General features: G+C 39.5%; 13 protein-coding genes and 1 tRNA gene. 9 read left to right on the top strand and 5 right to left on the bottom strand.

Annotation, left to right across the window (positions count from 1 at the left end):
- Positions 1-60: 60 nt before the first annotated feature.
- On the bottom strand, positions 61-4044 hold the full coding sequence (putA, locus tag M0M83_RS07920; protein WP_248468144.1) for a trifunctional transcriptional regulator/proline dehydrogenase/L-glutamate gamma-semialdehyde dehydrogenase: 3984 nt from the start codon (positions 4042-4044) through the stop codon (positions 61-63).
- A 499-nt stretch (positions 4045-4543) separates the two neighbouring features.
- Between putA and putP the strand changes: the two genes are divergently transcribed.
- The gene (gene putP / locus M0M83_RS07925) at positions 4544-6028 is read left to right on the top strand and encodes a sodium/proline symporter PutP (RefSeq protein ID WP_125890786.1); all 1485 of its coding nucleotides are present in this window, start codon (positions 4544-4546) and stop codon (positions 6026-6028) included.
- Between the two features lie 69 nt (positions 6029-6097).
- Here the strand turns inward: putP and cycA are convergent, their stop codons facing one another.
- Positions 6098-7498, bottom strand: coding sequence for a D-serine/D-alanine/glycine transporter (gene cycA, locus M0M83_RS07930; RefSeq protein ID WP_248468146.1), 1401 nt, complete (start codon positions 7496-7498; stop codon positions 6098-6100).
- Positions 7499-7753: 255 nt separating this feature from the next.
- Between cycA and M0M83_RS07935 the strand changes: the two genes are divergently transcribed.
- Positions 7754-7829: transfer RNA gene (locus M0M83_RS07935), tRNA-Lys, on the top strand.
- A gap of 354 nt (positions 7830-8183) precedes the next feature.
- Here the strand turns inward: M0M83_RS07935 and M0M83_RS07940 are convergent.
- From M0M83_RS07940 to M0M83_RS07950, 3 genes are all read right to left on the bottom strand, one after another.
- Positions 8184-8453 carry a hypothetical protein gene (locus tag M0M83_RS07940; RefSeq protein ID WP_248468148.1) on the bottom strand — a complete coding sequence of 90 codons (270 nt, stop codon included), beginning with the start codon at positions 8451-8453 and terminating at the stop codon, positions 8184-8186.
- Positions 8454-8600: 147 nt separating this feature from the next.
- Positions 8601-9596: an acetyltransferase gene (locus M0M83_RS07945; protein ID WP_248468150.1), complete on the bottom strand. Its 996-nt coding sequence runs from the start codon at positions 9594-9596 to the stop codon at positions 8601-8603.
- A 523-nt stretch (positions 9597-10119) separates the two neighbouring features.
- A complete protein-coding gene (locus M0M83_RS07950) occupies positions 10120-10566 on the bottom strand; it encodes a hypothetical protein (RefSeq protein ID WP_125890790.1) in 447 nt (148 codons plus the stop codon).
- Between the two features lie 1647 nt (positions 10567-12213).
- Here M0M83_RS07950 and flhD point away from each other — a divergent pair.
- The 7 genes from flhD to M0M83_RS07985 all read left to right on the top strand — a co-directional run bounded on the left by flhD (position 12214) and on the right by M0M83_RS07985 (position 19552).
- Entirely contained in the window at positions 12214-12564 is a 351-nt protein-coding gene (gene flhD / locus M0M83_RS07955; RefSeq protein ID WP_004909823.1) for a flagellar transcriptional regulator FlhD, read from the top strand.
- A complete protein-coding gene (flhC, locus tag M0M83_RS07960; RefSeq protein WP_102139579.1) occupies positions 12561-13151 on the top strand; it encodes a flagellar transcriptional regulator FlhC in 591 nt (196 codons plus the stop codon). Before flhD ends, flhC begins: the two co-directional genes overlap by 4 nt.
- 96 nt (positions 13152-13247) lie before the next feature.
- Positions 13248-14135, top strand: a complete 888-nt coding sequence (gene motA, locus M0M83_RS07965; protein WP_125890791.1) for a flagellar motor stator protein MotA — start codon at positions 13248-13250, stop codon at positions 14133-14135.
- A gap of 7 nt (positions 14136-14142) precedes the next feature.
- Positions 14143-15060 carry a flagellar motor protein MotB gene (gene motB / locus M0M83_RS07970; RefSeq protein WP_248468151.1) on the top strand — a complete coding sequence of 306 codons (918 nt, stop codon included), beginning with the start codon at positions 14143-14145 and terminating at the stop codon, positions 15058-15060.
- 103 nt (positions 15061-15163) lie between these two features.
- Positions 15164-17248 carry a chemotaxis protein CheA gene (gene cheA, locus M0M83_RS07975; protein WP_248468152.1) on the top strand — a complete coding sequence of 695 codons (2085 nt, stop codon included), beginning with the start codon at positions 15164-15166 and terminating at the stop codon, positions 17246-17248.
- A gap of 16 nt (positions 17249-17264) precedes the next feature.
- Positions 17265-17762 (top strand): chemotaxis protein CheW, encoded by a 498-nt coding sequence (cheW, locus tag M0M83_RS07980; RefSeq protein WP_004909833.1) that lies wholly within the window; start codon positions 17265-17267, stop codon positions 17760-17762.
- A gap of 104 nt (positions 17763-17866) precedes the next feature.
- Positions 17867-19552: a methyl-accepting chemotaxis protein gene (locus tag M0M83_RS07985; RefSeq protein WP_125890794.1), complete on the top strand. Its 1686-nt coding sequence runs from the start codon at positions 17867-17869 to the stop codon at positions 19550-19552.
- Positions 19553-19610 lie beyond the last annotated feature (58 nt).

Below are 19610 nucleotides of genomic sequence, written 5' to 3' on the forward strand. Positions count from 1 at the left end.
CAAATCGATTGTGATGTATGGCCTGACCATCGTAGATAACGAGGTCAGGCCTTTTGTTTATTATCCAATTGTCATTAAGCTAGCATTACCGCCTGCTGCAGCGGTATTGACGCTCAGTGAACGTTCATGGAGTAAGCGTTCAGTCAGCAAGTTAGTTTCACCACGTTCAAAGCCTTGTACTGAAATAATTGGCCCTTTACGTTGTGCAACCACCGCGCAAACCTCTTTTAGTTGATCGCTGTCACCATGATAAATAACCCCTTCGATTGGTTCTTTAGCTTCTATCCAGTTTTTAGTTAGTGATATGGTTTTTCTCACTTTTTCAGGCAGTGATTTAAACAGCTTCTGATGGAGTTCGCTATCTGGCCATAACACCTGACAACCCGCAGAAAGTACCGCGGTTAGCTGGGTTAAACCATCTTGTTCATTGTCACTAAGGCATAAAATCAATCCACGTGGGCGCAAAGTGTAGGTGTTTCTTTCACCTGTAGGGCCCGGTAACACTCGGGTGGTTCCTGTTTGACTATGGCGTGTAAATAGTTCAATCGCTGAAGGCGAAATAATCGAGTTTTGTTTTTCAGACCATTGTGTCAGTGCTTCAAATGGCTCAAGTAAAACAGTTCTAGCACTGGCATCCATGGGGAAATGGCTATCTTGTCGTTCTAGGGTATTTGAAACTGCGTTATCTGGGCGTTCGCTTAATAAACGATAGAGGTATAATGGCCCACCTGCTTTAGGGCCAGTTCCAGATAAACCTTCACCACCAAAAGGTTGTACGCCAACAACGGCACCAACCATATTGCGGTTTACGTAAAGATTGCCAACTTTCGCTTTTGAAACGACTTGGTTGATAGTTTCATCGATACGAGTGTGAACACCCAGTGTCAGTCCATAACCGGCAGCATTAATTTGTTCAACAAGTGCTTCTAGCTCATCTCGTTTAAAACGTACAACGTGGAGAACAGGGCCAAAGATCTCTTTTTTCAGCTCACTAACATCATCAAGTTCTATTAATGTCGGCTTAACATAGGTTCCTTCTTGTTGCTCTTGCTGATCATCATGATTCTCAAATGCAGCTTGGAAGACTGATTTCCCTTTACTGCGCATTTTTTGAATATGTTGATCGATATTCTCTTTTGCTTCACGGTCAATCACAGGGCCAATATCGGTCGATAAATGCTCTGGGTTCCCCATACGGCACTCTTCCATTGCGCCTTTTAACATGCGAATAGTTCTATCTGCGACATCTTCTTGGATACATAAAATACGCAGGGCTGAACAACGCTGGCCCGCACTATCAAACGCAGACGCCACAACATCAGTAACAACCTGTTCTGTTAGCGCGGACGAATCAACGATCATGGCATTTAATCCGCCTGTTTCTGCAATCAGCGGGGTAGGCCGGCCTTGTGCATCTAAGCGCCCAGCAATATTACGTTGAAGTAACCCTGCGACTTCTGTTGACCCTGTAAACATGACCCCGCGAACACGAGCGTCGCCAACGAGTTGGGCGCCAATGGTTTCTCCTTTACCTGGTAAAAATTGCAGTACATCGCGTGGAATACCCGCTTGATGCAAAATAGATACCGCGATAGCGCCGATTAATGGTGTTTGTTCAGCGGGTTTCGCGAGTACGGTGTTACCTGCTGCGAGAGCCGCCGCAATTTGGCCTGAAAATATTGCTAACGGGAAGTTCCATGGACTAATACAGACCACAGGCCCTAAAGGACGGTGAGTGTTATTATCAAAATCATTTTTGACTTGGGTTGCATAGTAGTTAAGAAAATCTACCGCTTCCCTAACCTCTGCAATCGCATTGTTGTAAGTTTTACCCGCCTCACGCACTAAAATATCTAACAGCGGTTGTAGCTGCTGTTCCATGAGATCAGCCGCTCGTAATAAGATAGCCGCTCGCTCAGAAGGCGGGGTTGCGAACCAGATAGTACCTGCATCGTTAGCGGTATTTAATGCGTGCTCAGCTTCTTGCTCTGTAGTTTCACGAACGTAGCCGACAATATCTTTGTGGCAGGCAGGGTTAATAATTGGTGTAGCTTCAGGTAACGTTTGCGAAGCTTGGAAATCACCCCCTAACAGTGGTTCTGCGGTTTTTTGCTGCATAGCCGCGCTCAGAAGGGCACTTGATAACGAAGCCAATCGATGTTCGTTTGATAGGTCAAGCCCCATTGAATTCACACGTTCTTGGCCGTACAGATCACGTGGTAATGGAATTTTTGGGTGTGGTAAGCCAATTTGCCCTTCAGTTTTAGACAGTTCTAAAACATCTTTAACTGGGTCGACAACTAATTCATCGAGAGGAATAGTAGCATCAGCGATACGGTTTACAAATGAAGTATTTGCGCCATTTTCTAATAATCGACGCACCAAATAGGCTAATAAAGTTTCGTGTGTACCAACAGGTGCATAAATACGACAAGGGCGGTTTAGTTTGCCATCGGCAACTTTACCAACAACTTGCTCATAAAGTGGCTCACCCATTCCATGTAGACATTGGAACTCGTACTGGCCAGGGTAGTAGTTTTTACCTGCAATTTGGTAGATGGCAGAGAGGGTGTGTGCGTTGTGTGTTGCAAATTGCGGGTAAATTAAATTGGGAACCGACAAGAGTTTTCGTGCGCAGGCAATATAAGATACGTCAGTATACACTTTACGCGTATAAACTGGGTAACCTTCTAGCCCATCCATTTGAGCGCGCTTGATTTCACTGTCCCAATAAGCACCTTTTACCAAGCGGATCATTAAGCGGCGTTGGCTTCGTTCAGCTAAATTTATAATTGAATCAATCACAAATGGGCAGCGTTTTTGGTAGGCTTGGATAACAAAGCCTATCCCATTCCAACCCGCAAGCTGTGGTTCGAAGCAGAGTTTTTCTAGCAAATCTAAAGAGATTTCTAAGCGGTCGGCTTCTTCTGCGTCAATGTTAATCCCTACATCGTATTGATGTGCTTGTAATACAAGGGATAACAGGCGTGGGTAAAGCTCTTCCATCACGCGAGAGTATTGTGCACGGCTATAACGTGGATGCAATGCAGATAACTTGATTGAAATCCCCGGGCCTTCATAAATACCGCGGCCATTTGATGCTTTGCCAATAGCATGGATAGCCTGCTGGTAAGACACCATGTAATCTTGCGCATCTTTTTCCGTTAATGCGGCTTCCCCTAGCATATCGTAAGAATATCGGAAGCCTTTATCTTCGAGTTTGCGTGCGTTAGCGAGTGCTTGGGAGATTGTTTCGCCAGTGACGAATTGCTCTCCCATAAGGCGCATCGCCATATCAACGCCTTTGCGCACGAGGGGCTCACCACTTTTACTAATGATGCGATTAAGTGAGGTTGATAGCTTTGCTTCATTATGTGTAGAAACTAATTTGCCCGTAAACAGCAATCCCCAAGTTGCGGCATTGACAAACATTGAGCTGCTTTGGCCAAGGTGTGATTGCCAATTCCCATTGCTAATTTTGTCACGGATAAGTGCATCTCGCGTTGCCTTATCAGGAATGCGCAATAAGGCCTCTGCGAGACACATTAGTGCGACACCTTCTTGAGATGAAAGTGAAAATTCTTGGAGTAGCCCTTGAACTAAGCCTGAACGGCCGATGCCATTTTTTTGATTACGTAGTTTTTCAGCGATTGAATACGCTAATTTATGAGCGGCTTCAGCTTGTTCTGTCGGGAGTTGTGCTTGTTGCAATAACATTGGGACAGCTTGTGTTTCAGGAATTCGATAGGCAGAAGTAATTGCAGAGCGTTTTACAGATTGTGGTAAAATGTGCTCTGCGAAATCTAAGAATGGTTGATAGTTAGATTCAACGGTGGTGTCTTCATCAGAAGTTTGATTTTCTTTTACATCGATACCTGGTGCGAGCTCTGGAAAGGCTTGGCCATTATCGAGTTGTTCTAGGTAATTATAAATAGCTTGTTTGATAAGCCAGTGTGATGTGCGGTCAAGACGCTGAGCGGCATTTTTAATGCGTTCCCGAGTTGCTTCATCAAGTCTCACACCCATAGTTGTAGTGCTACTCATCTTAATTCCTCTAGGTCACGAGTCATTTTAATCAAAAAGTTACACCACATTATCTTAATGTTGCAACTTTGTGCAACATTGTTACGTGTGGTTTCTGAAGGAAATGTGAAACATATCGAGTTTTTTAAGTTTTATTATTTTTAATTAAATTGATATTTATTAATTTATCATATTTTACATGTGTTTATGCTTATTTTGTTTCAGGGGTGTAGTTAAACGCTCGATTGTTAATTTAAGTTTAAATTTTAACATTTGTGATATGGATTCTATTTATGCAATAAAAAATAGTTAATTTCTTGTTAATTTAATACGAGTCTGTCTAGGATGGGATAGCTAAGATGTTAAATTAGTGCAACACAAATAATCACAACCTATTTTGGTGTTCGCGTAGATAAATTAAATATGTGCAATAAAGTGCAACACCATGAAATTACAAGTTATCAGCGGAAACTTATAAAGATAACTCACAATTTTAAAGCTACTCAATGGAGAAAACAGGATGACTGTAAGCACTCCGATGATCATTATGTTCGTCGTATATATTACTGGCATGTTATTAATTGGCTATATGGCCTATCGCTCAACGAAAAACTTTGACGATTACATTTTAGGTGGGCGAAGTTTAGGTAGCGTCGTAACCGCATTGTCCGCTGGAGCCTCGGATATGAGCGGTTGGTTGCTCATGGGGTTACCGGGTGCGATTTTTTTAGCCGGGATTTCTGAAAGTTGGATTGCTATCGGTTTGAGTCTCGGGGCATACCTTAACTGGTTATTTGTCGCAGGGCGTTTACGTGTCCAAACAGAAAAAAATAATAATGCACTAACATTGCCTGATTATTTTACGAGCCGTTTTGAAGATAATAGTAAGATTTTACGTATTATTTCTGCTGTTGTTATTCTAGTTTTCTTTACGATTTATTGTGCGTCAGGTGTGGTCGCAGGTGGCTTATTATTTGAAAGCACATTTAACATGAGTTATGAAAAGGCAATGTGGTTAGGGGCACTCGCGACTATTGCTTATACTTTTTTAGGTGGCTTTTTAGCGGTGAGTTGGACTGATACAGTGCAAGCTTCATTAATGATCTTCGCATTGATCCTAACACCTATTGTTGTGATCCTTTCTTTAGGGGGAATAGATACCTCTATTGAAGTGGTTAAAGCTAAAAACCCCGAATATCTTGATATGTTTAAAGACATGAATATCATCGCAATTCTGTCATTATTAGGTTGGGGATTAGGCTATTTTGGGCAACCTCACATTTTAGCGCGTTTTATGGCTGCGGACTCTGCTCGTACTATTCGTTCTGCTCGACGTATTAGTATGACATGGATGGTGTTATGCCTAGGTGGAACGATTGCGGTTGGTTTTTTTGGAATCGCTTATTTTGAAAATAATCCGGCTTTAGCGGGAGCGGTCATGCAAAATAATGAGCGCATATTCATGGAGTTAACAGGTATTTTGTTTAATCCATGGGTCGCTGGCATTTTATTATCAGCCATATTAGCCGCAGTAATGAGTACGTTAAGTTGTCAATTATTAGTTTGTGCAAGTGCGTTAACGGAAGATTTATACAAGCCCTTTATCCGTAAGAGTGCAAGCCAAAAAGAGTTAGTGTGGGTAGGGCGCTTTATGGTGTTGTTGGTTGCTGCAATTGCCATTTATATTGCGCGTGATCCAAATAACAAAGTTTTGGCCTTAGTAAGTAATGCGTGGGCGGGTTTCGGTGCAGCATTTGGCCCTGTTGTTTTAATTTCTGTAATGTGGAAACGCATGACCCGTACGGGGGCACTTGCAGGAATGCTAGTTGGCGCGGTGACAGTGCTAGTTTGGATGAAATACAAATGGTTTGACTTGTACGAAATCATCCCCGGTTTCTTATTAGCAACCATCGCTATTGTTGTTGTGAGTTTAATGACTAAAGCACCAAGTGCAGCCGCTCAAGCTCGTTTTGATGAAGCTGAGGCCGAATATAAAGCTAGTTAACCTAGTGGGTTTATAAAATTTTAAAGGCCGAGTAACAGCATTGTTATTCGGCCTTTTTACGCGGAGTCATTAATGGTTTTTTCTACGCTTGGCGAATTGATAACCAATAAATAGTAAAATAAACCAGACGGGAGTTGCAATTAAGGCTTGTCTTGTGTCGTGCTGAAACGCCAATAACACGACCATAAAAGCGAAAAAGGCGAGGCTAAACCATGACATCACAATTCCAGCAGGCATTTTGTAATGAGATGCTTTGTGCATTTCAGGGCGTTTTTTACGGAAATTTAAGTAGCTATATAAAATCATGCTCCAAATAAACATAAAGAGAATAGCAGACACGGTGGTGACTAGCGTGAATGCATGCATGATATCAGGAATAAAATAGATTAGGACAATACCAAAACTGAGGCAGATACAGGTAAAAATTAACCCAGTAGCAGGTACTGCTTTTTTCGATAATTGGCTGAATTGTGTTGGTGCATCACCTTCTTTTGAAAGCCCAAATAGCATTCTGCTGGTGGAAAACACACCACTATTTGCAGAAGATGCCGCAGAAGTTAGCACCACAAAGTTAACAATACTTGCCGCTGCCGGTAGGCTTATCAAGACAAACATTTCTACAAATGGGCTTTTATCGGCCAATATGGTTCGCCAAGGAGTGACAGCCATGATGACTATTAAAGATAAGACATAAAATGCAATAATCCGGATAGGGATCGCGTTGATAGCTTTTGGCAACGATTTTTCTGGATCGCGTGTTTCTGCTGCTGCCGTACCCACCAATTCAATTCCCACAAACGCAAAAATAGCAATTTGGAAGCCAGCAAAGAAACCACTGATCCCCATCGGGAACATTCCTCCATCGCTCCAAATGTTACTTAAAGATGCAGTATGGCCAGTAGGGGATTGGAAATTCATGGCGATTAATGTGCCGCCTACAGCAATGAGAGCCACAATGGCAACAATTTTTATCATGGCGAACCAAAATTCGAGCTCACCAAAAAGCCTAACAGAAACGAGGTTAAGCGTTAATAGAGTGACAACGCAGATAAACGAGGTTACCCATTCAGGAAAATCAGGGAACCAAAAGCTCACATAGGCTGTAATGGCAATGATATCGGCAATACCGGTGATAACCCAGCAGAACCAGTATGTCCAACCGACAAAAAAGCCTGCCCATGGGCCGATAAGGTCAGAAGAAAAATCACTGAATGATTTGTAGTTCAGATTAGAAAGTAGCAGTTCACCCATTGCGCGCATCACGAAAAATAGCACAAAGCCAATTATCATATATACAAAGATAATCGATGGGCCTGCGAGTGAAATGGTTTTGCCAGAACCCATAAATAAGCCAGTGCCGATTGCGCCACCAATCGCAATAAGTTGTATATGGCGGTTACTAAGGCTACGTTTTAGCTGATTACGATCAGTATTGGGTTGTGTTGATAGTGAATTCGCATTTTCTTCCATACTAAAGATGTCCGTAATGGTTTGTGATAATTAGCCACAGTCTTTTTTTTAATTTTGTGGTTATGTTTGCGTGAAATATTGTGACACAAATCTCAATTAGAGTAAGGAAAAGTTATCTTGTTAGAAACGAAGTGATGTTTATTCAAACGATATTTTTCTTAAAATTTACATTAATAACTTAAAATTAACTTAGGTAATAAAAATAGCAGAATCATATTGACTGTAGCAATTGTTAGGCGTTAAATAATTTGTATCGGGTTGTTAGCTCAGTTGGCAGAGTAGGTGACTCTTAATCACTCGGTCGTGGGTTCGATCCCCATACAACCCACCAGGTTTTCAAAGAGTTATGTGTTAGTTGAGTTACTTATCCGTACTATTTGGGACGTGACCATTAAATACTGCATCAATTTGTTTAGCATGTTCGCTAAGTAATCTGGTACTAAGAATGCATATCGCAGAACCATCTCAATACTTCTCTAATCGCCCCTTTCTTGCATAGCTGATAGAGGCAAGGGAAATTCTAGAATAAATAAGGGCACATAGAAGTGAAAATGGCAAATCCACAGATAAGTGGCTATGTGTTGCAACAAGGAATGAGTATAAAGAAGAATACGAAGTTGGAATAAAAAGATACTCTAGTGGGTTTTTTATTGCCTGAGCTGTCGTTGCCCAGGCAATAAGTTACTTATTCTATTTCCTTATTCTGTTCATATAATTTAGCGCCCTTTGCTCGCAGTTCCCCATCGACAATTTCGATAGAATCAGCTTCTACGATAATCTTTCCCTGTGGCCCTTTGTCTGATTGTGTTCCGTTTAACTTAATAGTGACTTCAGGGGCACTAATAACACCATCTTTTACCTGTACAGATTCTGATGAGGTTTGTATAGAGTTGGCCATAGCGAACGTAGATAGTGTGATTGAGATTACCGCTAAAGGTGCAATATATTTGCGCATAAAACACTCCATTGTGATGAATTCAATGGGATACTATCAAATGAATATTAAATGGGTTACAAGTTTTGTAAAGGTTCTGTTCACATTATCTATGCCAATAATATATTTGACATTTAAGAGGATGTCATTACATCCTTCATGAATTTATTATTTCAATTTATTAGAGCGAAATACTGGTTCAATAAACCAATGAATAATTGAATTTGACGCTAATAAAAGTGCGAGAATAATTGTGACTAAAGTTGATATCACCATGAGAGTGAAGTTAAGCTCTATGCCTAAATGATTTAAAATTTGTAATATAACAAAGCAGATAATAGGGTGAATTAAATAAACACCTAAGGCATTATTTGATATTTTTTCATATCTACGAGTTGATAATGCAAAGTAAATAATACCCAACCCTAATATTAGACTTACTGTGAAATTGAAAATATAGATAAAAAAGGAGTCGGCTAATAAGTGAGGGGTAATTGTGTTAAATATGGATCCAAAAAAAACATCTCGATAATTAAGGAACAAAACAGTTAAGATAGTTATGGTGAAAATAGATATAATAGGCGCCTTTCTTAACGAAGATATATTTTCATTATTAATAAAATAAGCTGTGACAAAAAAAGGAAAATATAAAAAAACCGAGAAAAACCCAGAGAGGGTCATGAGATAACTCTTTGTTATATAGGATATTAATAGGGATATCGCTAAAATTATTGATAACTTGAATTTGTTTGATTTAAAGCTCTCTGGTAATAATAAAAAAACAGCTTGCCATATAGGTGTTGCTAAAAAGAACCAAACTCCGTACTGAGGGGAAAGTAAGAATGCTTTTAACGTTAACTCACCAGTAAAGTAAAGTGGGAGCATATCGATTGTTTGAAACGTAAAATAAATGATAAAAGCTGGAAGAAGGTGAGATAGTAATTCTTTCCATGTTGTGTTTTTTGTTATAAATGCGACTATAAATACAAACATAGGAATTAATGTTAGGTCAAAAACATTAATAAGCAATGAATATTTTCTTTTATCAACTAAATTTAAATAAAAATTAAAAACAATTAATGAGCTTAACATTAATTTTAATGTAGGCCAGTATGGTTGGTCGTTGTTTTTTATATTTGAGATTAGGTGTTTTTCTTTTTTCATATATATACCCCATATAAAACGTATCGATTGTACCTCATTGAGGCTTTAAATTAAAACAAATTATTCTAGGGATTATAAAATAGTTAAAGGCCAATCAAATATTGATTAGTCTTTTTACGTTAATATTTAATTCATAGTAAGGAATTAGTTAGTTTAGGGGCAGTATAAAGTTATCTCTCAACTTTTTTGGACTTAATAGCAGGATAAAATGACAGGCTATTAGAGCGCGGAAGTAAAGAAGTGAGTGGCTATTTGAAGGGAGAGTTGCTTTTGGTTGGGAACGTAAAATTTGATTAGGTTTTGAGCAGTTAAAAAGAGGCGGTTTGAAATAGGGGCTATTATTTTATAAGGAACTGAATATACAAGAATTATTTTAACTGCAGAGTTTGAGATGTTAGGAGCTAAATTTAACTCAAGCCTCTGCTATTACATTAGCACTTATTAGTATATCGAATAAATCAGTAAAGGGATCCTGGTTTTTTCCATGATATTTTCATTATATTGACCTTGAATTGTGGCTAACTTAGCTGTTATCAAGCAATTTTTGCGTCATAGTAATTGAAGCTTCGACGCCTAATAAGTATAAGGCTTGCTCTAAAAGGTCAATTTTAGATGCGTAATGAATATCCAGTAAACGTTCTATTTGTTGTGCATTGATATTCAACCTGCGAGCAAGATCGGCACGTTGTATTGCGGAGTTGAGAATGGCGTTATGCAAAGCAATTTTTAAGCAGCAGATTATCGGTAAATAAACAGTAAAGGTTGCATCACTTTTTGTTGGCGCAGCCAGTGGGATTGGTTTCCTGAGTTCAATATATTCTGCAAACGAGCCTAGTAAAATTTCTTGGGCCTCTAACTCAACATCTTCTTTACAATAGCTAACACCCTGTAAGTCAGGAAAATCGCTAAAATTGATTTCATATATATTTTCTTCCTCAATAAACTCAACGGATGCTTGATAAGTGAACATGTTTTTCCTTCAAATTATATTCCAGACTGTTAAGTGTTGCATTGGTGCATGAGGAAAACAAGTTTGTCACTTCACTTACCTAGTCATTCGTTCTTTTATTTTTGTATCTATTGGCTTGGATATTGCTCAGTAGTTGTCATTAGAATGATTAATGTGATCTCATTGTCATAAATATACGAATGTAACAATCGTTTTATTCGGAAATTATTAGGAAATAAAGAAAACAAGAGTGAGGGAGATCACATATTGGAAAGAATTTTCACCATGAAAATGGGGGGTAAGGTAGCTTCTTTTGTAAACAAGTTACTCACTGAATTATTTTAACGAAAAGTAATTTATTTTTTAATTCCTCATTATTCCACTAAGTGATTTCACTTAAGTCTTATTGCTATTTAGGGGCTTTTGTTAAAATAAAAGTATATAGTAATCAATTGTTACTATAACTTTAGTTAATTAATTTTAGGAGGGAGACGTGAAAACGGCTAAAAACGATAAAAATGAAGACAGGCAATAATACCTTTAGTACTTTTATTTTTAGTACCGTTCAAATATTTTAAAAGTGATATAAAAACCGAAAGAAAGCGGAATGTTCTTAATTGAAACCTTGATTTTTTGCTCTTGACATAAATGTGATAGATTGGCGTAGGTTGATCTTTTTATTAAAAAAAATGAAATTTCAGTTATTTTATATAAAAAAGAAAATATTAATTAATCAAAAAAATCACTTTAATGAACTAATAACAAAATAATTACTTAAGATACTAAATAAACAAAATACGCTAACAGAATTATTTCAACTAAATAGATTTTTATTATTGGTTAATGATGTAACTTTTATAAATTTTATTAATATTGCCATGTTGTGGTATTGAAATCATTGTTTAATGATTCTAATGAAAGTTGAGAGGGAATAATTCATATGTATGACAATATAATGAGTATTTTTATGATAACTACGATTGAATAATTTTGAATGATGGTAGAAGTATAGATTAAACTTATTGAAAATTAATGATTAAGTTTTATTCCAATAATGCCGATAACACCTTAATGCACTTATGTGCAACTTAGTTTCTTAATACTAAAAATTGATTTGGATCAATATTTTGTTTTTGATGTTGTGATTGGTTCTTTTTGCTTAGTTATCACATCTAAAGAGTTGTTAGTTTGATTAAAATCCTACCATTTTGCTTAGGGTGACTGAAAATGTTGTTGATATTTAGGATGAGGTGATAGAAGATAAAGAGATAATGAAGATTATTTAATGAATTAATGGGTAATCATCTCATTGGTACAAAAAGAAACATAAGTACCTTGAATAGTTAATTTAGTGGTGCATAATAATTGGCGACTAATAATGACATCAGCAATTTCTGATTCTTATGGAAATCGATAATTTTTTGGTCACCCCTTATTTTGTTGTAGGTATTCAGGAAATATATTTAATTTAGGTTTGGAAGTCAGTGTATCTATACTCCAATTTGGGTATTTTTGAATGGATGACATGGGAAAATAATGGAATTTCATTTACCCAATTTAATTACTTTTTAAATTTAACAATTTGATTACACAATACTTTCAAATTCATATTTGTTCTTTTTGCACACAGATCGCACAGATGTTGATAATATTCGGAAAGGAAAAAAAATGAGCTCGACGACAGATTTTCTGAAGCATATATACGATATTAACCTCTCATATTTGCTATTAGCCCAAAAACTCATCTCTCAAGAGAAAGCCTCTGCGATGTTTCGTCTCGGTATCTCTGATGCAATGGCAACGACTTTAGCAGATCTTACACTTCCTCAATTAGTCAAATTAGCAGAGACAAACCAGCTAATCTGCCAGTTTAGATTTGATAATAGTGACACAATTGAAAAGCTAACCCGTGATTCAAGAGTCGATGAATTACAACAAATTCATACAGGTATTTTACTTTCGACCCGATTATTGCAAACGCATAATGAGGGCGACACCGAAATAGCGAGAAAAAGATGAGTACCTCAGCTGAAAAAAGTATAGTCCAAGAAGCGAATGATATTCGCCTAGCTATGGAATTGATCTCTTTAGGCGCTCGCCTTCAAATGTTAGAAAGTGAAACTCAAATCAGTCGTGGTCGTTTAGTTCGTTTATATAAAGAGCTAAGAGGTTGCCCTCCACCAAAAGGGATGCTGCCTTTCTCCACAGATTGGTTTATGACGTGGGAACAGAATATTCATTCATCCATGTTCTATAATGCTTATCAATTTTTACTTAAAAGTGGCCAATGTCGCGGTGTTGATGCCATATTACGAGCATATAGATTATATCTTGAACAGTGTATTCCAGAACCCGGAGAAGAGCCTTTATTGGCGTTAACACGCGCTTGGACGTTGGTCCGCTTTGTGGAAAGCGGTATGTTACAAAGTTCGCAATGTAGTTGTTGCCATGGCTCGTTTATTACTTACGCACATATTCCCGAAAATAGCTTTACTTGCAGTTTATGCCAACCGCCATCACGAGCAATAAAAAAACGTAAACTTTCCGAACATCTAGCCGATATTACGGTATATCGACAGGATGGCATTACTAAAGCGGTAATGTAATTGGATTGATTTGGTTAACAGGCAAAGGTTTTGCCTGTCACTCCTAATATTCCCTTTGACTGCCATCTGTTAACCAACGGAGTGAAAGGGAATATTGTGTTAATACTCATCGGGTATATCATTGTTACAGTTGCGGTTATTGGCGGATACTTAATGGTCGGTGGCCATTTAGGTGCGCTTTATCAACCCGCTGAATTTGTCATTATTTTAGGTGCAGGATTAGGTGCCTTTGTTGTTGGTAACAGTGGCAAATCCATCGTCGCCTTGTGTAAAGTATTACCAAAACTCTTCCGTCGTTCCTCTTACAATAAAGCAATGTCAATGGACTTAATGGCGTTGTTATTTCAATTACTGAATAAGTCACGTCAACAAGGTCTGCTTGCTCTTGAAAAAGACATTGATAATCCAAGTGAAAGTGACATTTTTTCTCAATATCCCCGTATTTTAAACGACGAATCCACCATGATGTTTATCGTGGATTACTTACGTCTGATGGTAAGTAGTAACTTACAAAGCCATGAAATTGAAGCCTTAATGGATGAAGAGTTAGAAACTTTTCGTCAAGAAAATGAAGTGCCTGCTTCAGGCTTAAATATGGTCGGTGACTCTATGCCTGCTTTTGGGATCGTTGCGGCTGTACTGGGGGTGGTTAATGCTTTGGGCTCAGCGGATCGCCCTGCGGGTGAGTTGGGGGCTTTAATTGCTCATGCAATGGTAGGGACATTTCTAGGTATTTTAGTGGCTTATGGTTTTATTTTACCTTTAGCTGCATTGATTAGGCTGCGCAGTAGTGAACAGTTGAAAATGATGGAATGCATTAAAGTCACTTTCCTCTCTGCATTGCAAGGCTACGCTCCTCAAATAGCGGTTGAATTTGGCCGTAAGGTGTTATTCAGCGCAGATAGGCCTTCATTTGTTGAACTCGAAGATAAAGTTCGGGAAGTGAAAGTAGGTGCTCGCTCACAAGAAACAACAGAGGAGTAACTAACGGATGGCAGCCAATACACCTCATGTTATTCGAGTTAAAAAGCGCAGTTCGCATCAGCAAAACGGGCATGGTGGTTCATGGAAAATCGCTTATGCCGATTTTATGACAGCGATGATGGCGTTTTTTTTAGTAATGTGGCTGATCTCAATTTCAAGTCCTCAAGAATTAACACAAATTGCTGAATATTTCCGCACCCCCTTAAGCACAGCTATCAACCCGGGAAGTAAAAGTGGGGATGCCACAAATCCGATCCCTGGTGGGGGTAAAGACCCTATTTTTCGTGATGGGGATGTGATGCCAGAGCCCAATAATATCATTGATGGTAATGCAAACTATCGTTTTGAAAAATTAAAAGAATCTCTTGAGCAGGCTATTTTAAAAGACCCGCGTTTGAACGAATTAAAGCCCCATTTACTGATTGATATGATTAATGATGGGCTACGTATACAAATTGTTGATAGTGAAAATCGACCGATGTTTAAAGTGGGTTCGGCAACGGTTGAACCCTATATGCGCGATATTTTGCGCGCAATAGCGCCACTTCTTAATGATGTACCAAACCGTATTAGTGTCTCAGGGCATACCGATGATTTGGCGTATGCCAATGGGGCTAATTATAGCAACTGGGAATTATCATCTGACCGGGCAAATGCTTCACGCCGCGAGTTGATCCGCGGTGGAATGGATGAAAACAAAGTCTTACGCGTGGTAGGAATGGCTTCAGCGATTCATTTAGATAAAGAAAATGGTTTTGCTCCGATTAACCGTCGGATAAGCATTATCGTGTTAAATGATGAAGAAACAAAACAGATCCTCCGTGAATACGATGGCGCGAAGCCGATCAATGATGTGCTCAATAAACCGCAAAAGCCCATGTCAGAAACGGCCGTGGGTGTTGTCGCTGCGGTGAAAATACCGTGATGAATGGCTGTTATTTGAATTTATTAGATAACTTGTTTAGTTGTCTGCCGGGTTGCTCGGCAGTCAGCGTTAAGTGAAACGTAAGCGAAATTGGATAAAAACCATGGATATTACCGAGTTTTATCAAACATTTTTCGATGAAGCTGATGAGTTGCTCAGGGATATGGAACAACATTTACTTGATCTTGATCCTTTTGACCCGGATAGCGAGCAACTCAATGCCATCTTCCGCAGTGCCCACTCAATAAAAGGAGGGGCTGCAACCTTTGGTTTCACTCAGTTGCAGAATACGACTCATACATTGGAAAACCTTTTAGATAAGGCGCGTCATGATGAGTTAACGCTCACTCCTGACATCATTGATGTTTTCCTCGATGCAAAAGATGTCATGGCGTCACAGTTAGATGCCTATAAAAATGATTCTTTACCAGATGAAGACACTTTCAAACGTATTTGTGAGGTACTTAGCCGAGTCGAAAATAGAGCAGAGGAGGTTGCTGATACAGGTACTGCGCTAGTTGAAACTAAAGTTGAAGATGCGGTTGTTGAAAACGCACCCGCGGAGCAAAGTGAATATTCACACTACTTTATAATCTCGTTAAATCAGCTCAAAGAAAATGAAGTTGATTTACTGGCGGATGAACTCAGTTTATTTGGGCATTTATATCATACTGAAAAAACAGCAAATAGTTTGCAAGCATGGGTAGGCACTAATACGGGTATTGATGATATTAGTGGAGTGTTATGTTTTGTGGTGGATGAATCGCAAATTAACCATGAAGCGGTTTCCTTTGCCGATTGCCGCGCTTTTTCGAAAGAAGAAACGTTATTCAATGGCGACAAAGTTGAAACAAGTGCAATTGAAACCGAGGTAAGTGATACCGTAGGATCGCAAGATACGCCGCAAACCTCGGTAAAACCTGTTATACCGGTGCCTGCTACCCCGGCTAAAAAAACGGCAATCGCTAAACCGAAAGGGGATTCGAGCAGCATTCGTGTGGCAGTAGAGAAAGTTGACCAGTTGATCAACTTAGTGGGTGAGTTGGTGATTATCCAGTCCATGCTGACCCAACATAGTCAACATGTCGATCAAAACGAATACAGTGATTTGTTAAGCTCAATCGTGCAGTTAGAGCGTAATTCACGGGCCTTGCAAGAATCCGTTATGTCAATTCGCATGATGCCAATGGACTACGTGTTTAGTCGTTTCCCGCGCATGGTACGCGATATTGCTTCCAAGTTAGGTAAAAAAATCGAACTGAAAGTCGAAGGAAGCTCAACTGAGTTAGATAAGAGTTTGATTGAGCGCATCGTCGACCCCCTGAATCACCTTGTTCGTAATAGCCTCGACCATGGGATTGAAAAGCCTGAAGTTCGTGTGGCAAATGGTAAGCCAGAGGCTGGCACATTGACCTTAGCGGCCGCACACCAAAGTGGCAATATTTGCATTGAAGTTCGTGATGACGGTGCAGGGTTAAATCGTGAACGTATTTTGGCGAAAGCGAAATCACAAGGCATGAATGTGCATGATGGTATGAGCAATGATGAAGTTGCGATGCTGATTATGGCTCCGGGTTTTTCAACCGCAGAGGTCGTAACGGATGTTTCGGGGCGTGGTGTTGGAATGGATGTGGTTAAACGAAATATCCAAGACATGGGCGGCCGTATTCAAATCGGTTTTACCGAAGGTAAAGGCACTATTATCCGCATCTTATTACCGCTCACTTTAGCCATTTTGGATGGTATGTCTGTGAAAGTCGCGGAGGACGTCTTCATCGTTCCATTGAGTGCCATTATTAGCACCTTGCAACCTCGCCAAGAGGATATTTATCGCTTAGCTGGCGAGGAAAAAATGCTGCTTGTGCGCGGTGAATATTTACCACTTGTTGAATTACACCAAGTATTTTCCATCGAAGAAGCCGAGCGAAATCTAGATAAGAGTATTGTGCTGATTATTCAAAATGCAGGTCACCGTTTTGCGTTGTTAGTCGATAAATTAGTTGGGCAACAACAAGTCGTCGTAAAAAATATTGAAAGTAATTATCGCAAGATCCCGGGTATTTCAGCAGCAACGATTATGGGCGATGGTTCTGTTGCATTGATTTTAGATGTGGCTGAGCTACAAAAAATGAATAACAGCATTTTGATTAAAAAGAAACAGCAGGTTTCTCAACCTGTCGTGCACTAAATAGAGGCCATACACCATGTCTATGTTAGATGATGATTTAAATAAACACGAAGAAGAAAAAAACGGCGAAGGCTACCTCATTTTCACTTTAGGTGAAGAAGAGTACGGCATTGAAATCTTGAAAGTGCAGGAAATACGTGGTTACGAGCAAGTGACCCGTATTGCGAACACCCCTGATTTTATCAAAGGTGTAACTAATTTGCGTGGAGTCATCATCCCGATTATTGATTTACGGGTGAAGTTTTCCCATGAAAACGTGGTGTATAACGATAACACCGTGGTTATTGTGGTGAATTTAAAAGATCGTGTCGTCGGAATTGTCGTCGATGGCGTCTCAGATGTGCTGGTTTTGAATGAAGAACAAATTGCGCCACCGCCTGATTTTGCAGTGACATTATCGACTCAGTATTTGACAGGGCTCGGAACATTAAATGACCGTATGTTGATTTTAGTTGATATCGAAAAATTATTAACTAGCGATGAAATGGCGCTGATTGACAGCATGGCTGAGTAACGCTCAGCCCCAATAATTGTTCAAATAATAATAAGTCATTAACTAAAGTTTTTGGTTGGATGACCGATATCCAAAATACAACAAAATTATGTTAGTAAAACGTCATGTACAGTCGAATTAAAATCGTATCGGGACTTTTGTCCGTCATTTTTATCTTTATTTTGCTGCAACTGGTATCCAGTGGGTTGATGTTTACCAAACTGGGCGATAACAGCGACAGCATCAGTTACTTGAATTCATTACAACGCCAAAGACAAGTATTAACAGAAAGCTGGGTCAATTTGTTACAAGCTCGAGCTAACTTAAACCGCTCTATCAATGCCTATTTACTTGAAGGTCGTAAAATTCAAGATGATGCAACGACAGAAGAGTTGATTAAAGCCGCTAAACGTAACTTTAAAGCCGCTGATGATGCTTATGCCCGCTATAACAAGCTGATGCAAAGTTCAGATTATGATAAAGCCAAATTTGAAAAACTGTTTAGCACCTATGAAACCTATCGTGATGCGCTAATCAAGTTAAGTGAATTTGCGGAAAAAGGTGATCTTGAAGGTTTTTACGCACACAGAACGTCAGGCCACCAAGTAAAATTTGAAGAGCAATTTAATGCGTATTTTGCCGATATCTCTGCTGATTTCCAGGCCGAAGTCGTCAATGCAGATAATAACTATCGCCAATCATTATATATGTTGGTGACGTTATCTATCTTACTCGCCTTAATTGGTTTCTTCAGTTATCGCTATGTACGTAAAGGTATTATTGAGCCACTCAATATCTTAATTGAACGTATTACAGTTTTTGCGTCAGGCGATTTAACACCGAACGTAACCACAAATGCCAACAATGAAATCGGTGAGTTGGCCAATGGTGTTCAACATATGCAGCAGGAACTGATTAATACCGTTCGTGGTGTGCTAGATGGTAGCGAAACTATTTACCAAGGTACAACTGAAATTGCTGCAGGTAACAATGACTTGTCGGCACGAACTGAGCAACAAGTCGCTTGCTTAGAAGAAACCTCCGCCAGTATGAGTGAGTTGACTGCAACCGTAAAACAAAATACCGAATACGCTCATCAAGCCAGTGAATTTGCAAACCAAGCTTCAGTGATAGCGAAAGAAGGCGGCAAAGTGGTATCGAATGTCGTCAGTACCATGCTAAATATTGCAGATAGCTCACAGAAAATCTCTGATATCACCGCAGTTATCGATAGCATCGCTTTCCAAACTAATATCTTAGCGCTCAATGCGGCTGTCGAAGCGGCACGGGCTGGTGAGCATGGACGTGGCTTTGCTGTAGTGGCCGATGAAGTGCGTAATTTGGCGCAACGCAGTGCTGATGCCGCGAAAGAGATTAAAACGTTAATTGAAGATTCAGTGTCAAGAACAGGGACAGGTGCTCGCCAAGCAGAAGATGCAGGTGAAACGATGACCAAGATTGTTGAGTCTGTCACACGAGTGACTGACATTATGACGCACATTGCGACCGCATCTGATGAGCAAAGCAAAGGGATTGCACAAGTCAGTATCGCTGTTGCAGAAATGGACAAAGTGACACAGCAAAATGCGTCGTTGGTTGAACAATCTGCAGTGGCGGCCAATGTCTTGGAAGAACAAGTGGCGAAATTGTCGCAACTGATCTCTATCTTCCGTTTACCACCATTAAAACAAAGTGAAATACGCAATATTCAGCCGGCAGCAAGAACGGTTTCAAATATCGTGAAAACACCGGATCTGACAAAACTGTCATCGAAAGAACATAAAGATGATGACAATTGGGAAACTTTCTAAGGATTAAGCTCAGCTTTTCGCTGCAAAGCCTCGGTTTTGCAGCGTTTCTGTGCATTAG

Origin of the sequence: Providencia rettgeri (assembly GCF_023205015.1) — a bacterium.
GTDB lineage: Bacteria > Pseudomonadota > Gammaproteobacteria > Enterobacterales > Enterobacteriaceae > Providencia > Providencia rettgeri_E.